The 23,445-nt window shown below is 68.9% G+C and carries 18 protein-coding genes and 3 pseudogenes; 11 read left to right on the top strand and 10 right to left on the bottom strand.

What is annotated here, in order from left to right; genetic code table 11:
* The 3 genes and pseudogenes from A5781_RS25935 to A5781_RS18805 all read left to right on the top strand — a co-directional run.
* Positions 1 to 419, top strand: a pseudogene (locus A5781_RS25935) (hypothetical protein); the annotation flags it as partial.
* A 100-nt stretch (positions 420 to 519) separates the two neighbouring features.
* On the top strand, positions 520 to 3,831 hold the full coding sequence (locus A5781_RS18810) for a DUF2126 domain-containing protein (RefSeq protein WP_067209757.1): 3,312 nt from the start codon (positions 520 to 522) through the stop codon (positions 3,829 to 3,831).
* Positions 3,831 to 6,491, top strand: coding sequence for a circularly permuted type 2 ATP-grasp protein (locus A5781_RS18805; RefSeq protein ID WP_067209752.1), 2,661 nt, complete (start codon positions 3,831 to 3,833; stop codon positions 6,489 to 6,491). The genes A5781_RS18810 and A5781_RS18805 overlap by 1 nt, the downstream gene beginning before the upstream one ends.
* Positions 6,492 to 6,574: 83 nt before the next feature.
* Here A5781_RS18805 and A5781_RS18800 read toward each other — a convergent pair whose 3' ends face one another.
* The 3 genes from A5781_RS18800 to A5781_RS18790 form a co-directional block, all read right to left on the bottom strand.
* Positions 6,575 to 7,939: an HNH endonuclease signature motif containing protein gene (locus tag A5781_RS18800; protein ID WP_067209749.1), complete on the bottom strand. Its 1,365-nt coding sequence runs from the start codon at positions 7,937 to 7,939 to the stop codon at positions 6,575 to 6,577.
* A 224-nt stretch (positions 7,940 to 8,163) separates the two neighbouring features.
* Positions 8,164 to 9,219, bottom strand: coding sequence for a putative zinc-binding metallopeptidase (locus tag A5781_RS18795; RefSeq protein WP_067209745.1), 1,056 nt, complete (start codon positions 9,217 to 9,219; stop codon positions 8,164 to 8,166).
* The gene (locus A5781_RS18790; RefSeq protein WP_197503911.1) at positions 9,212 to 10,153 is read right to left on the bottom strand and encodes a transglutaminase family protein; all 942 of its coding nucleotides are present in this window, start codon (positions 10,151 to 10,153) and stop codon (positions 9,212 to 9,214) included. Before A5781_RS18790 ends, A5781_RS18795 begins: the two co-directional genes overlap by 8 nt.
* An 89-nt stretch (positions 10,154 to 10,242) precedes the next feature.
* Here A5781_RS18790 and A5781_RS18785 point away from each other — a divergent pair, with 89 nt between their 5' ends.
* Positions 10,243 to 10,632 carry an MmcQ/YjbR family DNA-binding protein gene (locus A5781_RS18785; protein WP_067209742.1) on the top strand — a complete coding sequence of 130 codons (390 nt, stop codon included), beginning with the start codon at positions 10,243 to 10,245 and terminating at the stop codon, positions 10,630 to 10,632.
* 6 nt (positions 10,633 to 10,638) lie between these two features.
* Here A5781_RS18785 and A5781_RS18780 read toward each other — a convergent pair whose 3' ends face one another.
* From A5781_RS18780 to aspS, 4 genes and pseudogenes are all read right to left on the bottom strand, one after another.
* On the bottom strand, positions 10,639 to 11,685 hold the full coding sequence (locus A5781_RS18780) for an aromatic acid exporter family protein (protein WP_067209776.1): 1,047 nt from the start codon (positions 11,683 to 11,685) through the stop codon (positions 10,639 to 10,641).
* A 25-nt stretch (positions 11,686 to 11,710) separates the two neighbouring features.
* The gene (locus A5781_RS18775) at positions 11,711 to 12,142 is read right to left on the bottom strand and encodes a nitroreductase family deazaflavin-dependent oxidoreductase (protein ID WP_067209739.1); all 432 of its coding nucleotides are present in this window, start codon (positions 12,140 to 12,142) and stop codon (positions 11,711 to 11,713) included.
* A pseudogene (locus A5781_RS26325) lies at positions 12,126 to 12,212 on the bottom strand (hypothetical protein); the annotation flags it as partial. The pseudogene A5781_RS26325 and the gene A5781_RS18775, both read right to left, overlap by 17 nt.
* Positions 12,213 to 12,214: 2 nt before the next feature.
* Positions 12,215 to 13,996: an aspartate--tRNA ligase gene (gene aspS / locus A5781_RS18770; RefSeq protein WP_156624819.1), complete on the bottom strand. Its 1,782-nt coding sequence runs from the start codon at positions 13,994 to 13,996 to the stop codon at positions 12,215 to 12,217.
* Between the two features lie 57 nt (positions 13,997 to 14,053).
* On the opposite strand from aspS, the gene A5781_RS18765 reads away from it, so the two are divergent.
* The 3 genes from A5781_RS18765 to A5781_RS18755 are packed head-to-tail and all read left to right on the top strand — an operon-like array spanning position 14,054 to position 16,339.
* Positions 14,054 to 14,941, top strand: coding sequence for an oxidoreductase (locus A5781_RS18765; RefSeq protein ID WP_197503912.1), 888 nt, complete (start codon positions 14,054 to 14,056; stop codon positions 14,939 to 14,941).
* 9 nt (positions 14,942 to 14,950) lie between these two features.
* Positions 14,951 to 15,454, top strand: a complete 504-nt coding sequence (locus A5781_RS18760; RefSeq protein ID WP_067209732.1) for an SRPBCC family protein — start codon at positions 14,951 to 14,953, stop codon at positions 15,452 to 15,454.
* Positions 15,455 to 15,463: 9 nt separating this feature from the next.
* The gene (locus A5781_RS18755; protein WP_067209729.1) at positions 15,464 to 16,339 is read left to right on the top strand and encodes a neutral zinc metallopeptidase; all 876 of its coding nucleotides are present in this window, start codon (positions 15,464 to 15,466) and stop codon (positions 16,337 to 16,339) included.
* 132 nt (positions 16,340 to 16,471) lie between these two features.
* On the opposite strand, the gene A5781_RS18750 is transcribed toward A5781_RS18755, so the two are convergent.
* Complete coding sequence (locus tag A5781_RS18750; protein ID WP_067209726.1) at positions 16,472 to 17,341, bottom strand: dihydrodipicolinate synthase family protein; 870 nt, start codon at positions 17,339 to 17,341, stop codon at positions 16,472 to 16,474.
* Positions 17,342 to 17,374: 33 nt separating this feature from the next.
* Entirely contained in the window at positions 17,375 to 18,160 is a 786-nt protein-coding gene (locus tag A5781_RS18745; protein WP_067209723.1) for an aldolase, read from the bottom strand.
* Positions 18,161 to 18,211: 51 nt separating this feature from the next.
* Here A5781_RS18745 and A5781_RS18740 point away from each other — a divergent pair, with 51 nt between their 5' ends.
* Together A5781_RS18740 and A5781_RS18735 are read left to right on the top strand one after the other, a co-directional pair.
* On the top strand, positions 18,212 to 18,745 hold the full coding sequence (locus A5781_RS18740; RefSeq protein WP_067209720.1) for a helix-turn-helix domain-containing protein: 534 nt from the start codon (positions 18,212 to 18,214) through the stop codon (positions 18,743 to 18,745).
* Between the two features lie 72 nt (positions 18,746 to 18,817).
* On the top strand, positions 18,818 to 20,431 hold the full coding sequence (locus A5781_RS18735; protein WP_067209716.1) for an MFS transporter: 1,614 nt from the start codon (positions 18,818 to 18,820) through the stop codon (positions 20,429 to 20,431).
* Positions 20,432 to 20,453: 22 nt separating this feature from the next.
* Here the strand turns inward: A5781_RS18735 and A5781_RS18730 are convergent, their stop codons facing one another.
* Complete coding sequence (locus A5781_RS18730) at positions 20,454 to 20,897, bottom strand: hypothetical protein (protein ID WP_067209713.1); 444 nt, start codon at positions 20,895 to 20,897, stop codon at positions 20,454 to 20,456.
* Between the two features lie 62 nt (positions 20,898 to 20,959).
* Between A5781_RS18730 and A5781_RS18725 the strand changes: the two genes are divergently transcribed.
* The gene (locus A5781_RS18725) at positions 20,960 to 21,805 is read left to right on the top strand and encodes a patatin-like phospholipase family protein (RefSeq protein ID WP_067209710.1); all 846 of its coding nucleotides are present in this window, start codon (positions 20,960 to 20,962) and stop codon (positions 21,803 to 21,805) included.
* Between the two features lie 48 nt (positions 21,806 to 21,853).
* Positions 21,854 to 23,445: pseudogene (locus A5781_RS18720) on the top strand (purple acid phosphatase family protein).

Raw genomic sequence — 23,445 nt, 5'->3', positions numbered from 1 at the left:
GGCGGGCCGTCACCATCGGCTCGTTCTTCAAGCCGCGCAACCTCGGCATGGTGTTTCTGGCCGTGCTGATCGTCGAGGTCCTCACCTCGATCGCATCGGCTCTCTGCTTCGTCCCGGGCCTCGTGCTCGGCATCTTCACCCAGTTCACCGTCGCGTTCGTCATCGATCGCTCGGAGTCGGCGATCAAGGGCTTCACTTCCAGCTTCTCGCTCGCCGGGTCGAATTTCGTCAACGCGCTGCTGGTGTGGCTGGTCGTGTTCGTGTCCGCCATCATCGGGGCACTGTTGTGCGGTGTCGGCCTGTTGGTGGTCGCGCCCGTCGCGTCGCTGCTGATCATCTACGCCTACCGCAGGCTGAGCGGCGGCCAGGTGGTCCCCGTGCCGCAGCCGGGTTACCAGCCGGGTCCGCCGCCGGCGTAACAGGTGCCCCAAGCGCCGGCCGCGCCCGAAGTTACGGCGTTGTAAGCCGCAGCCACTGTGCGCTGCGGCCTTGTGCCGCTTGTGATGAGATCACCATGTCATGAGCATTAAAGTCGCGCTGGAACACCGGACCAGCTACACCTTTGACCGGCTGGTCCGGGTGTATCCGCACGTTGTGCGGCTGCGTCCCGCGCCCCATTGCCGCACGCCCGTCGAGGCCTACTCGTTGCGCATCGAGCCGGACGAGCACTTCATCAACTGGCAACAGGACGCGGTGGGCAATTTCCTTGCGCGCCTTGTATTTCCGAATCCCACCCGGCGGCTCACCATCACCGTCGGGCTGATCGCCGACCTCCAGGTGATCAACCCGTTCGACTTCTTCATCGAGGACTGGGCCGAGACGTGGCCGGCACAGGGGTTGACCTACCCCAAGGAGCTCGCCGACGACCTGGAGCCATACCTGCGGCCGGTCGACGAAAACGGTGACGGGTCGGGTCCCGGTGAGCTGACGCGGGGCTGGGTGCGCAACTTCTCGGTGCCGGCCGGCACCCGCACCATCGACCTGCTGGTCGCGCTCAACCACGCCGTCAACGCCGACGTCGCCTACAGCGTGCGAATGGAACCCGGCGTACAGACACCGGATCACACGCTGCGGACCGGGATCGGCTCGTGCCGCGATTCGGCGTGGCTGCTGGTGTCGATCCTGCGCCAGCTGGGGCTGGCCGCCCGCTTCGTGTCCGGCTACCTGGTGCAGCTGGCTTCCGACGTGGAGGCGCTCGACGGGCCGTCGGGCCCCGCCGCCGACTTCACCGACCTGCACGCCTGGACCGAGGTGTACATCCCCGGTGCGGGCTGGATCGGGCTGGACCCGACGTCGGGATTGTTCGCCGGCGAGGGCCACATCCCGTTGGCGGCCACCCCGCAGCCGGCGTCGGCGGCACCCATCAGCGGCGGCACCGAACCATGCGAATCGGTGCTGGAGTTCTCCAACACCGTCACCCGGGTCCACGAGGACCCGCGCGTCACCCTGCCCTACACCGACGACGCGTGGGAGACGATCCGTGAGGTTGGCCGGCGCGTCGACGAGCGGCTAGCCGCCGCCGACGTGCGGCTGACCATCGGGGGCGAGCCGACATTCGTTTCGGTGGACGATCAGGTCGCCGAGGAATGGACCACGGCCGCCGACGGCCCGCACAAGCGGCAGCGCGCCTCCGACCTGGCCGGGCGCCTGAGAGAAGTGTGGGCGCCGAACGGGTTGGTGCAGCGCGGCCAGGGCCGGTGGTATCCGGGAGAACCGTTGCCGCGCTGGCAGATCGCGTTGTATTGGCGCACCGACGGTCGACCGCTGTGGAGCGACGGCGCGCTGCTGGCCGACCCGTGGCTGGGCGACTCGGCCCCGGTCGATAGCGACGCGGGCCGCCGGCTGCTCGCCGCGATCGCCGACGGCCTGGAGCTGCCGCCCTCGCAAGTGCGGGCCGCCTACGAGGACCCGCTGCACCGGCTGGCGACCAAGGTGCGGCAACCCGAGGGCGACCCGGTGGACTCGGCCGACGACCTCGACGAGGACTCCCCCGCCGGGCGCGCCGCGCTGCTGGCCCGGCTCGACGAATCCGTCACCACCCCGGCGGCTTTCGTGTTGCCGCTGCACCGCCGCGACGACGGCCAGGGCTGGGCCAGCGCCGACTGGCGGCTGCGGCGCGGCCGAATCGTGTTGCTGCACGGCGATTCTCCCGCGGGCCTGCGACTGCCGCTGGATTCCATCAGCTGGCGTCCACCGCGCCCGTCGTTCGACGCCGATCCCCTGACCGTCGGAAACGAGCTGTCGACGGAGTCGGGCACCGCGGTGGTGGAGGACTCCGACACCGCGCCGCCCACCGCGATGGTCGCCGAGGTCCGCGATGGGCTGCTCTATCTCTTCATGCCGCCCACCGAGGCGCTGGAGCATTTCGTCGACCTGGTCGCCCGCGCCGAGGCCGCGGCGGCCAAGGTCGACTGCCCGGTGGTGATCGAGGGCTACGACCCCCCGCCGGACCCCCGGCTGCGCTCGACGACCATCACCCCGGACCCCGGCGTCATCGAGGTCAACGTCGCGCCCACCGCGAGCTTCGCCGAACAGAGTCGGCAGCTCGAAACCCTTTATGAGCAAGCCCGATTGGCTCGCCTGTCCACCGAGTCCTTCGACGTGGACGGCACCCACGGCGGCACCGGCGGCGGCAACCACATCACCCTCGGCGGCGTCACGCCCGCCGACTCGCCGCTGCTGCGGCGACCGGACCTGTTGGTATCGCTACTGACGTACTGGCAGCGACACCCGTCGCTGTCGTACTTGTTCGCCGGCCGGTTCGTCGGCACCACCTCGCAGGCGCCCCGGGTCGACGAGGGCCGCGCCGAGGCGCTCTACGAACTCGAGATCGCGTTCGCCGAGATCGCCCGGCTGTCGGCCGGTGGTGCGGCGAAGCCGTGGGTGATCGACCGCGCGCTGCGGCACCTGCTGACCGACATCACGGGCAACACCCACCGCGCCGAGTTCTGCATCGACAAGCTCTACAGCCCCGACAGCGCCCGCGGCCGGCTCGGCCTGTTGGAGCTGCGCGGGTTCGAGATGCCGCCGCATCTGCGCATGGCGATGGTGCAGTCGCTGCTGGTGCGCTCGCTGGTGGCGTGGTTCTGGGACGAGCCGTTGCGCGCCCCGCTGATCCGCCACGGTGCCAATCTGCATGGTCGATACCTGTTGCCGCACTTCCTGATTCACGACATCGCCGACGTCGCCGCGGACCTGCGCGCGCACGGCATCGCGTTCGAGACCAGCTGGCTGGACCCGTTCACCGAATTCCGCTTCCCCCGGATCGGCACCGCCGTGTTCGACGGGGTGGAGATCGAGTTGCGCGGGGCGATCGAGCCGTGGAACACCCTCGGCGAAGAGGCCACCGCGGCCGGCACCGCCCGCTACGTCGACTCGTCGGTCGAGCGCATCCAGATCCGCATCATCGGCGCCGACCGGCACCGCTACGTGGTTACGGTCAACGGCTACCCGGTGCCGCTGCTGGCCACCGACAACCCCGACATCCACGTGGGCGGGGTGCGGTTCAAGGCCTGGCAGCCGCCGAGCGCGCTGCACCCCACTATCAGCACAGACGTGCCGCTGCAGTTCGAGCTGGTCGACCTGACGACGGGCACGTCGCGCGGCGGGTGCACGTATCACGTCGCGCATCCCGGTGGGCGGGCCTACGACGAGCCGCCCGTCAACGCCGTCGAGGCTGAGGCGCGCCGCGCCCGCCGCTTCGAGGCGACCGGCTTCACCCCCGGCAAGCTCGATCTGTCCGACATTCGGGAGAAACAGGCCCGGATCTTCACCGATATCGGCGCGCCGGGCATCCTCGACCTGCGCCGCGTGCGTACCGTTCAGCGGTAATGGCGTTTGCGGACATGACATTCGGCATCGGTACGGGGTCGGCGCCCCCGGCCGACCGCTACGACGCCGACCGCCTGCTGGCCGGGTACCGGGCCGCGCGCGCGCAGGAGGCGCTCTTCGATCTCCGGCACGGCCCGGCCGCCGGCTACGACGAATTCGTCGACCGGGACGGACAGGTGCGGCCGGCCTGGACGGAGCTGGCCGACACCATCGCGGAGCGCGGCCGGGTGGGGCTCGACCGGCTGCGCTCGGTGGTGCGCGGCCTGATCGACAGCGACGGCATCTCCTACACCGATGTCGATCCCGCCGGGCATGGCCTCGAGCCGCGGCCGTGGATTCTGGACACGCTGCCGCTCGTGCTCTCCGCCGCGGAGTGGGAGGCGCTGGAGGCCGGGCTGGTGCAGCGGTCCCGGCTGCTCGACGCCGTGCTCGCCGACCTGTACGGGTCGCGCAGCCTGCTCACCGAGGGGCTGCTGCCGCCGGAACTGCTCTTCGCCCATCCCGGTTACGTGCGCGCGGCCAACGGCATCGAAGTGCCCGGGCATCACCAGCTTTTCCTGCACGCCTGCGACGTCAGCCGGCTGCCGGACGGCACCTTCCAGGTCAACGCCGACCGGACGCAGGCGCCGTCGGGCGCCGGCTACGCGCTGGCCGACCGGCGCGTCGTCGCGCACTCCGTTCCCGATCTCTACGAACGGATCGCGCCGCGCCCGACGACACCGTTCGCCCAGGCGTTGCGGCTGGCGCTGATCGACGCCGCGCCCGACGATGCGCAGGATCCGGTGGTGGTGGTCCTCAGCCCGGGCATCTTCTCCGAGACCGCCTTCGACCAGGCGTATCTCGCGACGCTGCTGGGGTTCCCCTTGGTGGAGAGCGCGGACTTGGTGGTGCGCGACGGCAAGTTGTGGATGCGCTCGCTGGGCACCTTGAAACGGGTCGACGTCGTTCTGCGCCGGGTCGACGCCGACTACGCCGACCCGCTCGATCTGCGCGCCGACTCCCGGCTCGGCGTCGTCGGTCTGGTGGAGGCATCGCACCGCGGGACGGTGACCGTGGTCAACACGCTGGGCAGCGGCATCCTGGAAAACCCTGGGCTGCTTCGGTTTTTGCCCGAGTTGTCCGAGCGTCTCCTCTCCGAAGCGCCGCTGCTGCAATCCGCGCCGGTCTACTGGGGCGGCATCGCGGGCGAATGCTCGCACCTGCTGGCGAATCTGTCTTCGCTCCTGGTGAAGTCGACCGTCGGTGGGAAAACCCTTGTCGGCCCGACTCTTTCGTCATATCAGCTGGCACAGTTGGCGGCCGCGATCGAGAAGATGCCGTGGCAGTGGATCGGCCAGGAGCTGCCGCAGTTCTCGTCGGCGCCCACCGACCATGCCGGGGTGTTGTCGTCGGCCGGCGTCGGCATCCGGTTGTTCAACGTGGCCCAGCGCAGCGGGTACGCCCCGATGATCGGTGGCGTCGGCTACGTGCTGGCGCCCGGGCCGGCCGCGTACAGGCTGCAAACCGTTGCCGCTAAGGATGTTTGGGTGCGCCCGACGGAGCGTGTGCGCGCCGAGACGGTGACCTTGCCGTCGCCCGTGCCGCCTGCGAAGACGGCCGCGGGCACCTGGGGCGTCAGCTCGCCGCGTGTGCTGTCCGACCTGTTCTGGATCGGCCGCTACGGCGAGCGCGCGGAGAGCATGGCGCGGCTGCTGCTCGTCGCCCGGGACAGGTTCCACGTCTACCGGCATCAGCAGCACACCGAGGAAAGCGAATGCGTGCCGGTGCTGATGGCCGCGCTGGACCGGATCACGGGGGCCGACGACGGGGCCGACGATCGTGCCAGCGACGGGGCCGAGATGATCGCCGTCGCGCCGTCGACGCTGTGGTCGCTGACCGTGGATCCGGAGCGGCCCGGGTCGCTGGTGCAGTCGGTGGAAGGGTTGGCGCTGGCCGCCAGGGCGGTGCGCGACCAGATGTCCAACGACACCTGGATGGTGCTGGCCGGAGTGGAGCGCGCGCTGGCTCAGCGACGGGAACCGCCGGATTCGCTCGCCGAGGCCGACGCGCTACTCGCGTCGGCCCAGGTTCAGACGCTGTCCGGAATGCTCACCCTGTCCGGGGTCGCCGGCGAGTCGATGGTGCGCGATGTGGGCTGGACCATGATGGATATCGGCAAGCGCATCGAACGCGGCCTCTGGCTGACCGCGTTGCTGCGGGCCACGTTGACCGCCGTCCGCGCCGTGGCGGCCGAACAGACGATCATCGAGGCGACGCTGGTGGCGTGCGAGTCGTCGGTCATTTACCGGCGCCGCACCGTGGGCCAGGTCAGCGTCGCGGCCGTGGCCGAGCTGATGCTGTTCGACGCGCAGAACCCGCGGTCGTTGCTCTACCAAGTGGAGCGGCTGCGGTCCAACCTCAAGGACCTGCCAGGGGCATCGGGATCGTCGCGCCCGGAACGGCTGATGGACGAGATCGCCACCCGGCTGCGCCGCTCGCATCCCGCCGAGCTGGAAGTCGTCAGCGCCGGCGGGCAGCGTGCCGCGCTGGCCGACCTGCTCGGTTCGGTGCACGCCGGGTTGCGCGAGCTGGCCGAGGTCATCACCACCACGCAGTTGGCGCTGCCCGGCGGCATGCAGCCGCTGTGGGGCCCCGACGTGCGCCGGGTGATGCCGGCCTAGCGGTGATCGCGAGCACGGCGAAGCCGGGCGAAGCGGGTCACCGCCATCGGTGCTAGTCGTATGCGGCGATCGCGCGCGTTGCGTCAAACGGGTTCGTCGTCGTCACCGTCGCGAAGGAATCTTTCGGGGTGGTGATAGCTGTTGGTTCTGGGTTGTCCGCGGTCGAGATGCGGTGGTGGTAGCCACTCGGTTTCGCCTCGGCCGTTGGTTCGGGTGGTCCAGCCTTTTTCGGCGAGCCGGTTGTCGGGGCCGCAGGCCAGAGTCAGGTCGTCGATGTCGGTGCGGCGGGTGGCTTGCCAGCTTGTGACGTGGTGGACCTGGCTGTGGTAGGCGGGGGCGTCGCAGCCCGGTTTGGTGCAGCCGCGATCCTTGGCGTACAGCATGATTCGTTGTGCGGGGGAAGCGAACCGTTTGGTGTGATGCAGCGCCAGGGACCTGCCGTTGTGGAAAATCGCCAGGTAATGGTGAGCGTGGCCGGCCCAGCGGATCACATCCGACATGGGCACCAGCGTGCCGCCGGCCGTCAGGGCCTTGCCGGCGGCGGCCTCCAAGTCCGTCAACGTGGTAGTCACCACGATCGACACCGGCAGCCCGTTGTGCTGGCCGAGTTCCCCGGAAGCGAGCAGTCCGCGCATCCCGGCCAGGAAGGCGTCATGGTTGCGCTGAGCCTGGCTGCGGGTGTCACGGCGCACCGCGTCCTTATCCGGTATCGCATCGACCACCGGGGTCTCGTCGTCGGGGTTGCACGCCCCGGGCGCGGCCAGCTTGGCCAGCATGGCCTCGATCGCGGCCCGCAGCTCCGGGGTCACCAACCCGCCGACGCGTGACATGCCGTCGAACTCCTGTGCGCCCAGGGTGATCCCGCGCTTGCGGGTCCGCTCGGCGTCGCTGAATTCCCCATCGGGGTGCAGCCAATCCATGACCCGCTGGGCGTATTTGGCCAACTCGTCGGGCCGATACCCCCGGGCCTGCTCGGCCAGGTCGGCCTCGGCGGCCTGCCGGGTCAATATGTCCACCTCGGTGGGCAGATGGGCCAAGAAGCTACGGATCACCTTCACGTGCCGCTCACCGATCAGCCCGGCGCGTTGGCCGGCCGCGGTCGCGCTCAACTTCGGCGCCAACGGCTCACCGGTCAACGCCCGGCGCTCCCCGAGGTCTTGGGCTTCGGCGATGCGCCGAGCGGCCTCGCCTTTGGTGATGCGCAACCGGTCGGCCAGCCCCGAGCGCAGCGAGCCGCCCAACTCTTCGGCGCTGGCCTGGGCGTCGAGCTGGTTGATCAATGCGTGCTGCGGGGTGCGCAGCTTGCGGGCCACGCGTTCCACCCGGTCCAATGCGCGCAGCCGCTCCGGGGTGGTGAGCACGTCAAAGGACAACTCGCACAGGCGGTCCGCGTCGTCGTCGAGCGCGTCGATGACCTCGACGATCTCCTCACGACTACTGACACCCATGCCTCAGACTCTAGGAACACCCACCGACAAAAATGACCACGTTGTGACGCCTGAAGCCAAAGTGACGCAAGGGATTACGAATCGAACATCACACGTTCGATGGCGCCGGATCCATGGCAACACCCCGGTAGCGGTGCGGATCGGGCAGTCGCCGGCGGCGGCGCATATGCACCAGTACCAGGACCGACATCATGGCGGCGTAGATGCACCACAGTGACGCGCCCCTAACCCGCGATGGCGGCGGGGCCCCGCGCCTCGGAGGTCACCTCGTCGATCACGGTGTAGATGAACTTCATCTTCTGCAGCACCGCGACCGGCAGCACGAACGGGTACAGGTCGTCGTGGCCCATCGACCGGTTCACCATGTTCAGCGACCACGACAACGGCAGCCACATGTCGATGATCGTCTGAAAAGCGCTGGGGCCCAAGGCCGGTCGGTCGAAGGTGGCCGACGCCGACGCGAAGCCGCACCACGCCGACGTGTCCAGCGTGTCGCGGATGTGCAGGTAGTGGGCGAACGTCTCGGCCCAGTCCTCGGCGGGATGCATGGTGGCGTAGGACGACACGAAGTCTTTCTGCCAGTCCTCGGGCGGCCCCTCGCTGTAATGCCGGTCCAGCGCCTCCTGGTAGTCGGCGTCGGGATCACCGAACAGCTCGTTGAACCGCGCCACGTACTCGCTGGACGGGGCGATGAGCCGGTAGAAGTAGTAGTGCCCGATCTCATGCCGGAAGTGGCCCAGCAGGGTGCGGTACGGCTCCTCCATCTCCACCCGCAGCTGCTCGCGGTGCACGTCGTCGCCCTCGGCCAGATCCAGTGTGATGACGCCGTTGTCGTGCCCGGTCAGCACGTTCTCGTGCGCGCTGGACAGCAGATGGAAGGCCAGTCCCTGCTCGGAATCTTGATCGCGCCCGATGATCGGCAGCTTCAGCTCGTGCAACTCGGCGATCAACCGCCGTTTGGCCGCCTCGGCCCGGGCGAACTCGGCCAGGCCGGCGGCGTCGGAGTCGTTGGGCCGCACGGTCGTCAGCGCGCACGACGTGCACAGCAGCCGCGGATTGTTGACAGGCACGAGCCAATTGCATTCGGCCAGCTGAAGGTTGGCGCACAGCTGATACTCGGCGGCGTCCACGAAACCGGCGTGCTCGCCGGCATTCTCCTCGGCGATCACCAGCAGCGCCATTTGCTCGAGCGAAAAGCCCAGCGCGCTGCCGCAGTTCAGGCAGGTGGAGTTCTCGAACGTCAGGCGCTGGCCGCAGTTGGGGCAGTTGAAGTCACGCATGGAGCACATCCCCCTCGAAGGGCACCACGTCGACGGCAACGTCGATCACGCTGCGTTCGGAATCGGTGTAGATGATGCCCCGCAGCGGCGGCACGTCCGCGTAGTCACGGCCGCGTCCGACGATGATGTAGCGCTCGTCGACCAGCTGGTCGTTCGTGGGGTCCAAACCCAGCCATTCGAACTGGCCGGGCTCCTGCGGTGTCCACACCGCCGCCCAGGCGTGGGTGGCGTCAATACCGATCATTCGATCCTTCCCCGGTGGCGGGTCGGTGGCCAGGTAGCCGGACACATAGCTGGCCGCAAGACCGTTGGCGCGCAGGCAGGCGATCGCCAGCCGTGCAAAGTCCTGACATACCCCTTCCCGGGCCGCCAGAACCTCATTGACCCCGGTAGAAATCGTCGTCGACCCCGAGCGGTAGGTGAAGTCGGCGAAAATCCGCGACGCGAGGTCGCGCAGCACGTCAACCAGCGGGCGCTCCGGGGCGAAACTGGGCGCCGCGTAGTCGCGGACCTCGTCGGTGATCTCGGGCGGGTTCAGGTCAAGGGTGAACTCCGCGGCGAGCGCTCCCCTGCCCCCCGTCGGGCGCGCCGCCTCCCATGGTTGCACCGCCGGGCCGCTGGTGTAGCGCCCGGGAGCCGGCGGATACACGTCCACGATGGAGTCGCTGGTGACGGTCAGGGTGTGGTGCGGCTCCGTGACGTGGAAGTACGAGCTGATGTTGCCGTAGACGTCGCTGCTGGTGGAGACGTCGGCGGGGGCGGGATCGATCGTCAGCTCGTGCACGATGCAGCGCTGCCGCATCGAATCCCGCGGGGTGAGGAAGCCGCGGCCATACGAGCTGGTCACGACGTCGGAGTACCGGTACTCGGTGCGGTGGGTGACTCGATGCCGGCGGGCGACCCCGGCGTCAGCTTCAGGCACAACGCTGATCACATCACACCGGACCGTTGCGCGCCGTCCGCGGCGCGAAACCGTTTGCCAATACGGCGGCACGCGGGCGAAACCGGGAGCACAATCGAGATGTGGCCACGTGGTACGACGTCGCCCGCATTGTTCGTGAGCTGGCACTCACCTCGGAGCCGTCACCGCATGAGTGGCGGGTCGGCAAGAAGTTGCTGGCCTGGGAGCGGCCGTTGCGCCCCTCCGAACGCGAGGCGCTGGCCCGCGACGGCCTGGAACCGCCCGACGGCGACATCCTCGGCGTGCGGGTGTCCGACGAGGGGGTCAAGTTCGGGTTGATCGCCGACGAGCCGGGCGTGTATTTCACGACCCCGCATTTCGACGGCTACCCGGTGGTGCTGGTCAAGCTCGCCGAGATCGCGGTCCGCGACCTCGAGGATCTGGTCACCGAGGCGTGGTTGACGCAGGCCCCGAGGAAGTTGGTCCAGGAGTTCTTGGCCGACTCGCGCTGATTCTCCTCATACCTGCCGAAGGTCGATGACCCGTTGCAGATCGTCGACACAGGCGTCGACGACGTCGGCCAGGATCAACTGGGTCTTTTCGCGCGCGGCTGACTGCAATTCCGCCGCGTGATGACGCGCGGACGCGGCGTACGCGCACGCGCCGGCGGGGTCGCGGTCCGCGAGAGCGGTTCCGGCCGCCAGCACCACCAGCACCGTGTGCACGGGCCTCGGAAGCCCCTCGCGGAAGCCGTCGGCGTTGTTGGCCACGACGCGGGCGAGTTGCAGCACCGAACCGGCCAGCAGGGCCACATGCACGGCCTGGTGGTCGGCGGCCTGGATGGTATTCCGCAGGCCCCAGCGTCGCGGGGCGATGGTGACGACGTGGCGGGCGGTGGTGCGCGCCTCGAGCAGTCCGCTGAGCTGCTCGTGCACTCGGTCGACGGCCGCCAGCGGCCAGTCGGGCGGGGGCACCTTGCGCCCGACGGCGATGTCCGCGGCTCGCGACAAGACGTCGTGCAGCACGCTAAGCACGCCGACACGCGCGGTGCGCAGCAGCTGCAGCGGATCCGCGGGGAACAGCAATACGGCGAAAACGATGGCCACCGCACCGCCGATCAGCGCGTCGAAGATGCGTTCCAGACCGACGCCGCCGCGGTAGAGGGCCAGCACCAGGATCGCCGACACCACGGTCTGGTTGGCGAACATCATCCCGTGCCCGATGAAGCCGCCCCCGATGAACACCGCGGCGCCCAGCGCGACCAGCGCGGCCACCGCGATGGGGACCTCGCCGGGCCCCAGCAGGCCTTGCACCACCGAGCCGACCCCGATCCCCAGGGTTACCCCGACCATCATCTGGATGGCGCGTTGCGCGCGGAGGACGTTGCTTGTCGACAGCGACACCGCGGCGGCGATCGGCGCGAAGAACGGCTGCGGGTGCTCCAGGACATCGTGCGCGAGGTACCAGGACAGGCCCGCCGCCACCGCGGTCTGCACCAGGTTGAACCACACCACCCGCAGCCGCTTGAGGCCCGCGCGGGCGGCGGCGAGAGCCGCTGGAGCCATCGTCCGCCGCGATGTGCCCACGGGCCTAGGTGCGCTGCAACTCGAACAACGGAATGACCCGGCTGGTCTTGGATTGGTAGTCGGCGAAGACCGGCGCCGCGGCGGTGATCTTCGGCAGGATGTCCTCGCGCTCGTCGGACGGCAACTCGCGCGCCGTGACGGCGAACTCGTCGTTGCCGATCTCGACCCGGGCCCGCGGGTTGGCCCGCAGATTGTGCACCCACGCCGGACTGACGGGGGAACCGGCGAAGGAGCCGATGACGATCAGCTTGCCGTCGACTCGGAAATAGGCCAGCGGCGAGATCCGTGGCTGGCCGGACTTGGCGCCCGTCGTGGTGAGCAACAGCAGATTGGCGTTCTCGAACTGGCCGCCCACCTTGCCGCCGTTGGCCCGGAACTCGTCGATGATGGCGCTGTTGAAGTTGTTGATCGTCGCGGTGTCAGGCATTTCGGTCATGTTGGCGCTGCTCCTCCTCATCGCTGCGTCCCCCGCAAGCGGGCGGTACCCCCACTGCATCGTCGCCAGCGCTCATGCCCGGTCAACCTTTTCGGGCTTGGCGTCTATTCCGGACTCCTTGCGCTGCTGGGCGGTGATCGGCGCGGGCGCATTGGTGAGCGGGTCGACGCCGCCGCCGGTCTTCGGGAACGCGATCACCTCGCGGATCGAGTCCACCCGGGACAGCAGCGCGTTGATGCGGTCCCAGCCGAAGGCGATCCCGCCGTGTGGTGGCGCGCCAAAGGTGAACGCCTCCAACAGGAATCCGAACTTTTCTTCCGCCTCGGCCTGGTCCAGGCCCATCACGGCGAACACCCGCTCCTGGATGTCGCGGCGGTGAATACGGATCGAGCCGCCGCCGATCTCGTTGCCGTTGCAGACGATGTCGTAGGCGTCGGCCAGCACGCTGCCGGGATCGGTGTCGACCACGTCGGCGTATTCGGGTTTGGGCGAGGTGAACGCGTGATGCACCGCGGTCCAGGCGCCGGAGCCGACGGCCACGTCACCGGCGGCGGTCGCCTCGTCGGCGGGCTCGAACAGCGGCGGGTCCACCACCCAGACGAACGCCCACGCGTCCGGGTCGATCATGTCGAGCCGGCTGGCGATCTCCCCGCGCGCGGCACCCAACAAGGCGCGCGACGACTTCGGTGGCCCGGCCGAGAAGAAGATGCAGTCCCCTGGCTTGGCCCCGACGTGCGCGGCCAACCCGTCCCGTTCAGTGTCGCTGAGGTTCTTGGCGACCGGGCCGGCGAGCGTGCCGTCGTCACCGACCAGCACGTAGGCCAGCCCGCGGTGCCCGCGCTGCTTGGCCCACTCCTGCCAGCCGTCCAGCGTGCGCCGCGGCTGCGACGCCCCGCCGGGCATCACCACCGCACCGACGTACGGTGCCTGGAAAACGCGAAATGTGGTGTCGGAGAAGAACTCTGTGCACTCGACGAGCTCCAGCCCGAACCGCATGTCCGGCTTGTCGGAGCCGAACCGTCGCATCGCATCCGCATAGGTGATCCGCGGGATCGGCGTCGGGACCTGATATCCGATCAACGCCCACAACGCGGTCAGGATCTCCTCGGAGATCGCGATGATGTCCTCGGCGTCGACGAAGCTCATCTCCATGTCGAGCTGGGTGAACTCGGGCTGACGGTCGGCGCGGAAATCCTCGTCGCGGTAGCAGCGGGCGATCTGGTAGTAGCGCTCCATCCCGGCCACCATCAGCAACTGCTTGAACAGCTGCGGGCTCTGCGGCAGCGCGTAGAACGAGCCGGGGTGCAGCCGGGCCGGCACCAGGAAGTCGCGCGCGCCTTCGGGCGTGGAGCGGGTGATCGTCGGCGTCTCGATCTCGACGAAGTCGTGGCCCGCCAGCACCGCACGGGCCGCGGCATTCACGTTGGAGCGCAGGCGAAGTGCCGCGGCGGGGCCGTCGCGGCGCAGGTCGAGGTAGCGGTACTTCAGCCGCAGCTCCTCGCCGGCGGGTTCGTCGAGCTGGAACGGCAGCGGCGCGCTGTCGCCGAGCACGGTCAGGGAGGCAACGTTGACTTCGATGTCGCCGGTGGCGATCTCGGGATTGGCATTGCCTTCCGGGCGGATCTCGACGACGCCGGTCACCGCGACGCAGAATTCGGCGCGCAACCGGTGCGCCTGGGCCAGCACCTCGGCATTGCGGAACACCACCTGCGCGATACCAGAGGCGTCGCGCAGGTCGATGAAGATGACGCCGCCGTGGTCGCGGCGGCGAGCCACCCAGCCCGCGAGCGTCACCTGCTGCCCGGCGTCGCTGCTTCTCAGCGAACCGGCGGCGTGGCTGCGCAGCACAAACACTCCTCTTTCAGCGGGCTTTGGACGAGTGACCAGTCTAGAGGAGGTACTTTCGGACCTATTGCCACCACCATCGCACTAGTCGGCCCCGGCGCTGTCGGCACGACGGTCGCCGCGCTGCTGCACAAGGCCGGGCACGCGGTTCAGGTGTGCGGCCGCACAACCCGGGAACGCATCGAATTGCGGCCCGACGGCGCGGATCCGATCGTGGTGCCCGGCCCGGTCCACACCGATCCCGGCCAGGTCACCGGCCCTGTCGACGTGGTGGTGCTGGCGGTGAAGGCCACCCAGAACGACGCCGCCGCCGGATGGCTGGCCCGCCTTTGCGGCCCGCACACGATCGTCGCCGTGCTGCAGAACGGCGTGGAGCAGGTCGAGCAGGTGCAGCCGCATTGCCCGTCGTCGCCGGTGGTCCCCGGGATCGTCTGGTATTCGGCCGAGACCCAGCCCGAGGGATGGGTCCGGCTGCGCACCGAGGCCGCGCTGGTGCTGCCCAGCGGGCCGTCGGCGCAGACGCTCGCGGAGCTGCTGCGCGGCGCCGGCTGCCGGGTCGAGTGCGACCCCGACTTCATCACCGCGGCCTGGCGCAAGCTGCTCACCAACGCGCTGGCCGGGTTCATGGCGCTGTCCGGGCGGCGGTCCGGCATGTTTCGCCGCGACGACGTGACCGAACTGTCCCGCAGCTACGTCGCCGAATGCCTGGCGGTAGCCCGCGCCGAGGGCGCCCGGCTGCCCGACGGCATCGTCGACGAGTTGGCCGGCATCTTTCGCCACGTTCCCGAGGACATGGGCACCTCGATCCTGGCCGACCGGGAGAATCGTCGGCGGATGGAATGGGACATCCGCAACGGGGTGATCATCCGCAAAGCCCGCGCCCATAACTTGGCTACGCCGATCAGCGACGTCGTTGTGCCGTTGCTGGCCGCGGCGAGCGACGGCCCCGGCTAGATTAATTCCATGTTCCCCTGCGAGCGCGTCGACCTGGGCTTCATCGACAGCGCGCCTTTCGTGTTCCGCAACAGCGTCGATCTCGCCATCACGCCCGAGCAGCTGTTCGAGGTGCTCGCGGACGCCCAGTCGTGGCCGCGCTGGGCGAGCGTGATCACCAAGGTGACCTGGACCAGCCCCGAGCCGCGCGGCGTCGGCACCACCCGCGTCGTCGAGATGCGCGGCGGGATGGTCGGCAACGAGGAGTTCTTGGCCTGGGAACCGTTCAGCCACATGGCTTTTCGTTTCAACGAATGCTCTACCCAGGCCGTCGCCGCGTTTGCCGAAGACTACCGGGTCGAGGTCATCCCGGGCGGTTGCCGGTTGACGTGGACCATGGCGCAAAAGCCCGCGGGCCCGGCCAGGCTGGCGATGTACGGGGTGGGGCCGCTGCTCAATCTGGGCCTTCGCCGATTCCTGCGCAACCTGCGCAGCTACACCGACGCCCGCTACTCCGCGACCCAGCAACATTAGGAGCGTGCCATGAGCTTCAACGAGGGAATGCAGATCGACACCAGCACCGCTTCCTCGTCGGGTGGGGGCGGCATGGGGATGGCCATCGGGGGCGGCGGCCTCGGCCTGCTCATCCTCATCGGCGCCCTGTTGCTGGGCGTCGATCCGGGCCGCGTGCTCAACCAGCAGGGAAACACCAGCGGCTACTCGGCGCCCGGGTTTGACCTGAGCCAGTGCAAGACCGGGGCCGACGCCAACAAGTACGTGCAGTGCCGCGTGGTAGCGACCGGCAACTCGGTGGACGCGGTGTGGCACCAGCTGATGCCGCGCTACACCCGGCCGCATGTGCGGCTGTTCACCGGTTCGGTGGACACCGGCTGCGGGCCGGCAACCACCGCGGTGGGGCCGTTCTACTGCCCGGTGGACCAGACCGCCTACTTCGACACTGACTTCTTCCAGGAGCTCGTCGACAAATTCGGTTCCAGCGGTGGGCCGTTCGCACAGGAGTACGTCGTCGCCCACGAATACGGCCACCACGTGCAGCAACTGCAGGGCGTCCTGGGCCGCTCCCAGCAGGGGGCGAAGGGCGCAGGCGGCAACGGTGTCCGCACGGAATTGCAGGCGGACTGCTACGCGGGCATCTGGGCGCACTACGCGTCGACCGTCAAACAGGAGAGCACCGGCGTCCCCTACCTGCAGCCCTTGAGCGACCAGGACATCCAAGACGCCCTCTCGGCCGCGGCGTCGGTGGGCGACGACCGCATCCAGAAGGAATCGACCGGCCGGGTCAATCCCGAGTCGTGGACGCACGGTTCGTCGGAGCAGCGGCAGCATTGGTTCACCGTCGGCTACCAGACGGGCGACCCGAAGCAGTGCGACACCTTCTCCGCCCCGAGCCTCGGCTAGTCCTGATGGCGGCGGCCCGTCCCCCGCAAGCGGGAGGTGCCCCCATCGCCCGGCGCCGCCGCGCTCGCGACCGCCGCTAGTCCTGATGGCGGCGGCCCCCATCGCCCGGCTCCGCCGCGCTCGCGACCGCCGCTAGCCAGCGAGTAGTTGCTTCAGCTCGGCGCGGCCTTCCTCGTCGAGCGGCAGCAGCGGCGGGCGCGGATCCCCGACCGGGAAGCCGAGCAAGTCCAGGCCGGCCTTAACGGTGGTAGCCAGTCCCCCGGCGACGATGAACTGCAGCAGCGGCTTGAGGTCGTCGTAGAGGACCTGAGCCTTGTCCAGGTCGCCCGCGCGCACCGCCTCGTACAGGTCGATGCAGGGCTGGGGCCGCAGATTGGGTGCGGCCGTGCACCATCCGGAGGCGCCGGCTTTGAGGGCGTCGAGCACCAGCGGGTTGCTGCCGTTGTAGAACGGCAGCCGGCCGCCCGACAGCTCGTCGATGCGCCGCATCCGGGTCAGGTCGCCGGTGGACTCCTTGACCATCGTGACGTTCTCGATGGTCTCGAACATGCGGACCAGCAACTCGGGGGGCATGTCGACGCCGCTGGTGGCCGGGTTGTTGTACGCCATGATCGGGATCGAGATGGCGTCGCTGATGCTCCGGTAGTGCTGGACGATCTCCCGCTCGCGGAGCTTCCAGTAGGACACCGGCAGGATCATCACCGCGTCGGCGCCCGCCCGCTCGGCGTATCGGGCACGCCGAATGGTCTTGGCGGTGGTCACATCTGACACACCGACGATCACGGGCACCCGGCCGCCGACCGTGGCGATGGTGGTGTCGACCACGGCGTCGAATTCGGGTTCATCGAGATAAGCCAGTTCACCGGTGCTGCCCAGCGGCGCGATCGCATGGACGCCGGAGGAGACGAGCCGATCGACCAGCGCGGCCAGCCGCTCGGTATTGATGCCTTCGTCGGCGAACGGAGTCACCGGGTAGGCGATGATGCCGTGGATGTCGGGCACGGGCGAACTCCTCGAATGTCGTTGTCCAGTGGCTTAATCGGTGAGCGCATCCGGATGCCGGGCCAGGGCCCGCCGGGCGTAGTAGGCGAAGTTGGCGCGGCTGCGCTGGGGCGACAGCGTCCAGTCGTGGGCCTCGCGGGCCAGTGTCTCGGGCAGCTCTTTGACGGCGCCGGCGGCCATGGCGGCCAGCTGCAGCTTGGCGGCGCGCTCGATCAGCACCGACAACGAACACGCTTCTTCGATGCTGGCGCCGGCCACCACCTGGCCGTGATGCGCCAGCAGCACCGCCTTCTTGTCGCCGAGGGCCGCGGTGATGATCTCCCCCTCCTCGTTGCCGACCGGCACACCCGGCCATTCGGCGAGGAAGGCGCAGTCGTCGTAGAGCGGCGTGGTGTCCATGTGGGAGACGACGAGTGGCACCTCCAGCATCGACAGCGCCGCCACGTGGAACGGGTGGGTGTGCACGATGCATTGCACATCGGGCCGGGCGTGATAGATCCAGCTGTGGAAACGGTTGGCGGGGTTGGGGATTCCATCACCGTCGAGGACGTTGAGATCCTCGTCCACCAGCAGCAGATTGGCGTCGGTGATCTCGTCGAACCCGAGGCCCAGCCGCTGGGTGTAGTACGTGCCGTCGGCCTCGGCCCGGGCGGTGATCTGCCCCGCCAGCCCCGAGTCGTGGCCGGCGTCGAACAACGCGCGACAGGTCAGGGCGAGCTTTTGCCGGGTGGTCAGCCGGGCGTCGGCTTGGGAGGCCGTCAGCTGCTCGGCGGCGCGACGCATCAGTTCGGCTTTGGAGTCGGTGAACGAGCTGCCCATATGACACAATGTAACACCATAGGAAACCTTGTGTCATCGGAGGCATCGTCAGTGACAGCACTGCTACGCGCGGTCCGCACCCAACGCGGCCTCACCCTCGAGGCGCTGGCCGAACAAACCGGGTTGACCAAGAGCTACCTGTCCAAAATCGAACGCCGGCAGAGCACCCCGTCGATCGCGGTGGCCCTCAAGGTGGCCAAGGCCCTCGACGTAGACGTGGGGCGGTTGTTCTCCGACGAGGCGGCGCAGGAGAAGATCGCCGTCGACCGGGCGCCCGGCGGCGCCGACGGCCAGCGTTATCGGGTGCTGGCGCCGTCGATGCTGGGTAAATCCATGTCGCCGTTCGTGGTTCGCCCGACCGAAGGGCCGGCCGATGATCCGCACCCCGAGCACGGCGGGCAGGAATTCATGTTCGTGCACGCGGGCTGTGTCGAACTCGATTACGGCGACCAGAGGTTCACGCTCCACGCGGGCGACAGCGCATACTTCGACGCGTCGGTCAGCCACACGATCCGAACCGTCGGCGCCCAACCGGCGGAGGTCGTCGTCGTCGCGCACGAGCCCGGGGCCCGAACCCGGCGCTGACGCCGATCCGCCATGCGCGCGTCGGGTACGTGTCTTAGACTTCTACCCCGCCGCACGACGCGAAAGGCTCGTATGTCGGATCTGACGCAGGAGCGCACCGACACCGCGGAGGTGTCGGTCTGGACGCCCTTGCGCAATCAGGTTTTCCGCGCCCTGTTCATCGCGCAGTTCGTCTCCAACGTCGGCACCTGGATGCAAAGTGTTGCGGCGCAATGGTTTCTGGTCGAAGGTCACAGCAGCGCCACCGTCGTGGCACTGGTCCAGACCGCGAGTCTGGGGCCGACGCTCCTGTTGGGATTGTTCGCCGGTGCGCTCGCCGACGTGTTCGACCAGCGGCGGCTGCTGATGGTGCTGCAGTCGTATGCGGTGGTGGTGGCGCTGGTGCTGGCGGGACTGACCTACTTCGGCCGACTCACCCCGACGGCACTGCTGCTGTTCACCTTGGCCATCGGCGTCGCCTCCGCGCTGACCGCGCCGGCCTGGCAGGCGATTCAGCCCGAGGTCGTTCCGCGCGAGCAGATCACGGCCGCCGCGACTTTGGCCAGCGTCTCGGTGAACATCGCCCGGGTGGTCGGACCCGCCATCGGCGGCGTCGTCCTGGCGTTGGTCGGTCCGGCGGCGGTCTTCGCGATCAACGCGATCTCGTTCGTGGGCATCATCATCGCCCTGGCGGCCTGGCGACGGCCGAAACAGATCGCGCCCGTCGAACGAGAACACCTCGGCCAGGCCATCCTCACCGGGTTGGCCTACGCGATCAACGGCCCGATCTTTCGCAGGATCCTGCTGCGCGCTGCCCTTTTCGTCTTCCCCGCCTCGGCCCTGTTGGCCCTCTTGCCGGTGGCCGCTGCAGACACGTGGCACTTGGGAGCCAGTGGCTACGGTGCGGCGCTGGGCGCCATCGGTTGCGGCGCGGTGCTCGCCGTCGCGGTCCCCGCGCCGTTACGCCAGAGGCTGCCGCCCAACACGCTGCTGGCCGGGTGCGCGGCCGCGTACGGCGCCGCCACCCTCGCGGTGGTCTGGCTGCCGTTCACCGCGGCGGCGCCCTTCCTGGTGTTGTCGGGGATGACCTGGCTGATCACGCTGACGACGTTGAATGCCGCGGCGCAGCTGCATTTGCCGCGCTGGGTCCGGGCCCGCGGGTTGGCGATGTACCTGCTGGTCTTCACGGGTTCGCAGGCGATCGGCTCGTATCTCTGGGGTGTGGTCGCCACGCGGGAAGGACTGGGCGTGGCGCTGACATTGTCGGCGGCGTTGCTCGGCGTCACCGCCCTCAGCGTCGTGCCGCTCGGGTTGCGGCCGGAAACCGGGAAGCTCAGCCGCGACATTTCGCGGGCGTGGCCGTCGCCGATGGTCGTGTTCGAACCGTGCCCGAACGACGGACCCGTGCTGGTGACCGTCCGCTATCGAGTCGTGACGGACACCCTGCAGGACTTCGTCGAGGCGATGAGCGCGGTCAGGCGCTCACGGTTGCGAACGGGAGGCCATAGCTGGGGGCTGTACCACAGCCTGGAACATCCCGACACGGTCCTCGAGAGGTTCACCGTGCCGTCGTGGACCGAATTCAGCCGGCAATACACCGAACGCTGGTTGGAGTCCGACCACGACGGGGTGGCGAAGGCGGTGGGCTACACCGTCGACAACACCCGGCGGCACGAGTACTACCTCGCGTTGCGGGTGCACCGATGAGACGCGTCGACGTGTTCGCTACTTACCAGGGCCGCGTCGAGCAGGTGACCCCGGTGGTGGCGCTCTGCGTCACCACGACCTGGCCGTCGACCGCGATCTGGCACTGAATCTGTGGCGTGTTCGACGAATCGCAGTCCGGCCAGTGACACCCGCCGCTCGCGTTCACGAACGCCCACTGATTCGGGTCGGCCAGCGTCGTGTTGTACACGAGCGGTTGCCCCGCGCTGAACGCCGTCTGCACGCTGTTCAAGTACTGCGACGAGTTGGCGTTGAAGGCCGCCTGGCTGGGCGGATCGGTGTTCATGTAGCGGACGTTGCCGGTGAGATTGCCGGTGGTGGTGATCGTGTAGGTCACCTGGTGGCCGGCAGGGTCCGCAGATGAGGTCGCGGGCGTGACGGCCAGCGCTGCGGCTGCCGCAAACGTCGCCACCGCGACCCCTGTGGTCACTATTCGCACGTTCGTCATATCGAAAACGCTACCCAATTCGTTACGGGGCTACGCGTGGAAAAGGTCCCTACTATGCATTTGTGCCTACTGCCTTCGTTTTGTCCGGCGGGGCCAGCCTCGGCGCGATTCACGTCGGCATGCTGCTCGCGCTGGCCGACGAAGGGGAACGCCCTGACCTGATCGTCGGGACGTCCGTCGGCGCGGTCAATGGCGGATGGATCGCCTCACGGCCCGATCGTCCGGGGATTCGAGGACTCGCCGACCTATGGACGTCGTTGTCGCGAAAGGACATCTTCCCGACACACCCGATCGCCGGGGCGATGGGCATGCTGGGCCGCCGGCCCCACCTGGTCCCCAACATCGGGTTGCGACGGCTGCTGGCCGACAAATTGGAGTTCAGCAGGCTCGAGGATGCGCCCATCCCGCTGCACGTGGTGGCCACCGACGTGATCTCCGGCGGCGACGTCCTGCTGTCCTCGGGAAACGCCGTCGACGCGATCGCCGCGAGCGCCGCCATCCCGGGCGTCTTCCCGCCGGTGCGGGTCAATGGGCGCGACCTGATGGACGGCGGCGTCGTGAACAACGCGCCGGTGTCGCACGCGGTCGCGTTGGGCGCCGACCGAGTCTGGGTGCTGCCGACCGGCTACTCGTGCGCCCTGCCCGCATCGCCGAAGACCGCGGTCAATATGGCGTTGCACGCCATGACCCTCGCCGTGAATCATCGCCTGGCCGTCGACGTCGAGCGCTTCGAGCAAGCGGTCGACCTGCGCGTCATCAGACCGCTATGCCCGGTCGCCATCTCCGGAGCCGACTTCTCGCACGCCGCAACACTTATCGAGCAATCGCAGGCGGCCACCCGCGAGTGGCTGGCGGCCCGCCCCCCGGCCACCGGCCAGGCCGCATTACTCGAGCCGCACCGCCACTAGCGGGCGCCCGTTCCGCGGAGGTTCACCCCACTCGGGTATGAAGCAGGGGTGGTCGACGAACCCGCACAGCCCCGCGGCAGTGCTTCCGCCCCTGGCATCAGTCGCCGCACGTTGTTGACGACCAGCGCGGTCTCGGCCGCCCTCGGGGCGGGCGTGGGCGGCGGGGCCGCCATGTTGTGGTCGCGCCCCAGCGCGCCCGCCCTCTGGTATCAGCCGGGCCGCAACGGCGCTCCACCGGTGACGGGACTGCACCTGCAATTCGGCCGGCACGCCGGCTCCGAGGTGGTGGTGTCCTGGCACACCGTGGACGCCGTCCGGAATCCGCGCGTCATGTTCGGCACGCCGACGTCCGGCCTCGGGCAGACGGTGGCGGCCGAAACCCGCACCTACCGCGACGCCAAGTCCAACACCGAGGTTCGGGTGAACCACGCCCACCTGACGAACCTCACCCCGGACACCGACTACGTGTACGCCGCGGTGCACGACGGCGCGGAGCCGGAGATGGGGACCATCCGGACCCGTCTGGGCGAAAGCCCTTTCGCTTCACCAGTTTCGGTGACCAGTCCACGCCGACGCTGGAGAGGCTGCCAGACGGCACATACGGCACCGACAACATCGGATCGCCCGCCTCCGCCGACACCACCCTGGCGGTCGAGCGGATGGCACCGCTGTTCAACCTCGTCAACGGCGACCTGTGCTATGCCAACCTCGCCCAAGACCGCATCCGCACGTGGTCGGCCTGGTTCGAGAACAACACGCGGTCGGCGCGCTACCGGCCCTGGATGCCCGCGGCGGGCAACCACGAAAACGAATTGGGCAACGGCCCAATCGGTTACGGCGCCTATCAGGCATACTTCGCGGTGCCCGATGCGGGATCCAGTCCCGAGACCCGCGGCCTGTGGTACTCGTTCACGGCCGGCTCGGTGCGAGTGATCAGCCTGAACAACGACGACGTGGCGTTCCAGGACGGCCGCAATTTCTACGTACACGGCTACTCGGGCGGTGAGCAGAAGCGTTGGCTGGCAAACGAACTCGCCGCCGCGCGGCGCGACCCCGACATCGATTGGATTGTCGTGTGCATGCACCAGACGGCGATCTCCACCGCCGACAAGGCCAACGGTGCCGACCTGGGAATCCGCGAGGAATGGCTCCCGTTGTTCGACGAGCACCAGGTCGACCTGGTGGTGTGCGGCCACGAACACCACTACGAGCGGTCGCACCCGTTGCGCGGCACGCTGCAGACCGACACCCGAACGCCGATACCCGTGACCACCCGCGACGACGTCATCGACTCCACCAAGGGAACGGTGCACGTCGTCATCGGCGGTGGCGGCACGTCGGCGCCCACGAACGGGTTCTTCTTCCCCGAGCCGCGCTGCCGCGTGTTGACCGGAGTCGGCGCCTTCGACCCGGGGCTCGGGCGCAAGGCGCCGATCTACGTCATGGAGGACGCGCCGTGGTCCGCCTTCCGCGACCGGGACAATCCCTACGGCTTCGCGGCGTTCGAGGTGGACCCCGGCAACCCCGGCGGCAACACGTCGATCAAGGCCACGCATTACGCGCTGAGCGGGCCGTTCGGCGCGGTGACCGTCGTGGACCGATTCACCCTGACCAAGCCGCGTGCCGACCGGCCGGCGTAG

Source organism: Mycobacterium sp. 852002-30065_SCH5024008, from assembly GCF_001665645.1.
Classification (GTDB): domain Bacteria; phylum Actinomycetota; class Actinomycetes; order Mycobacteriales; family Mycobacteriaceae; genus Mycobacterium; species Mycobacterium paraffinicum.
The sequence above is the reverse complement of the archived record's forward strand: the minus strand, read 5'-3'. Positions and strand labels throughout refer to the sequence as shown.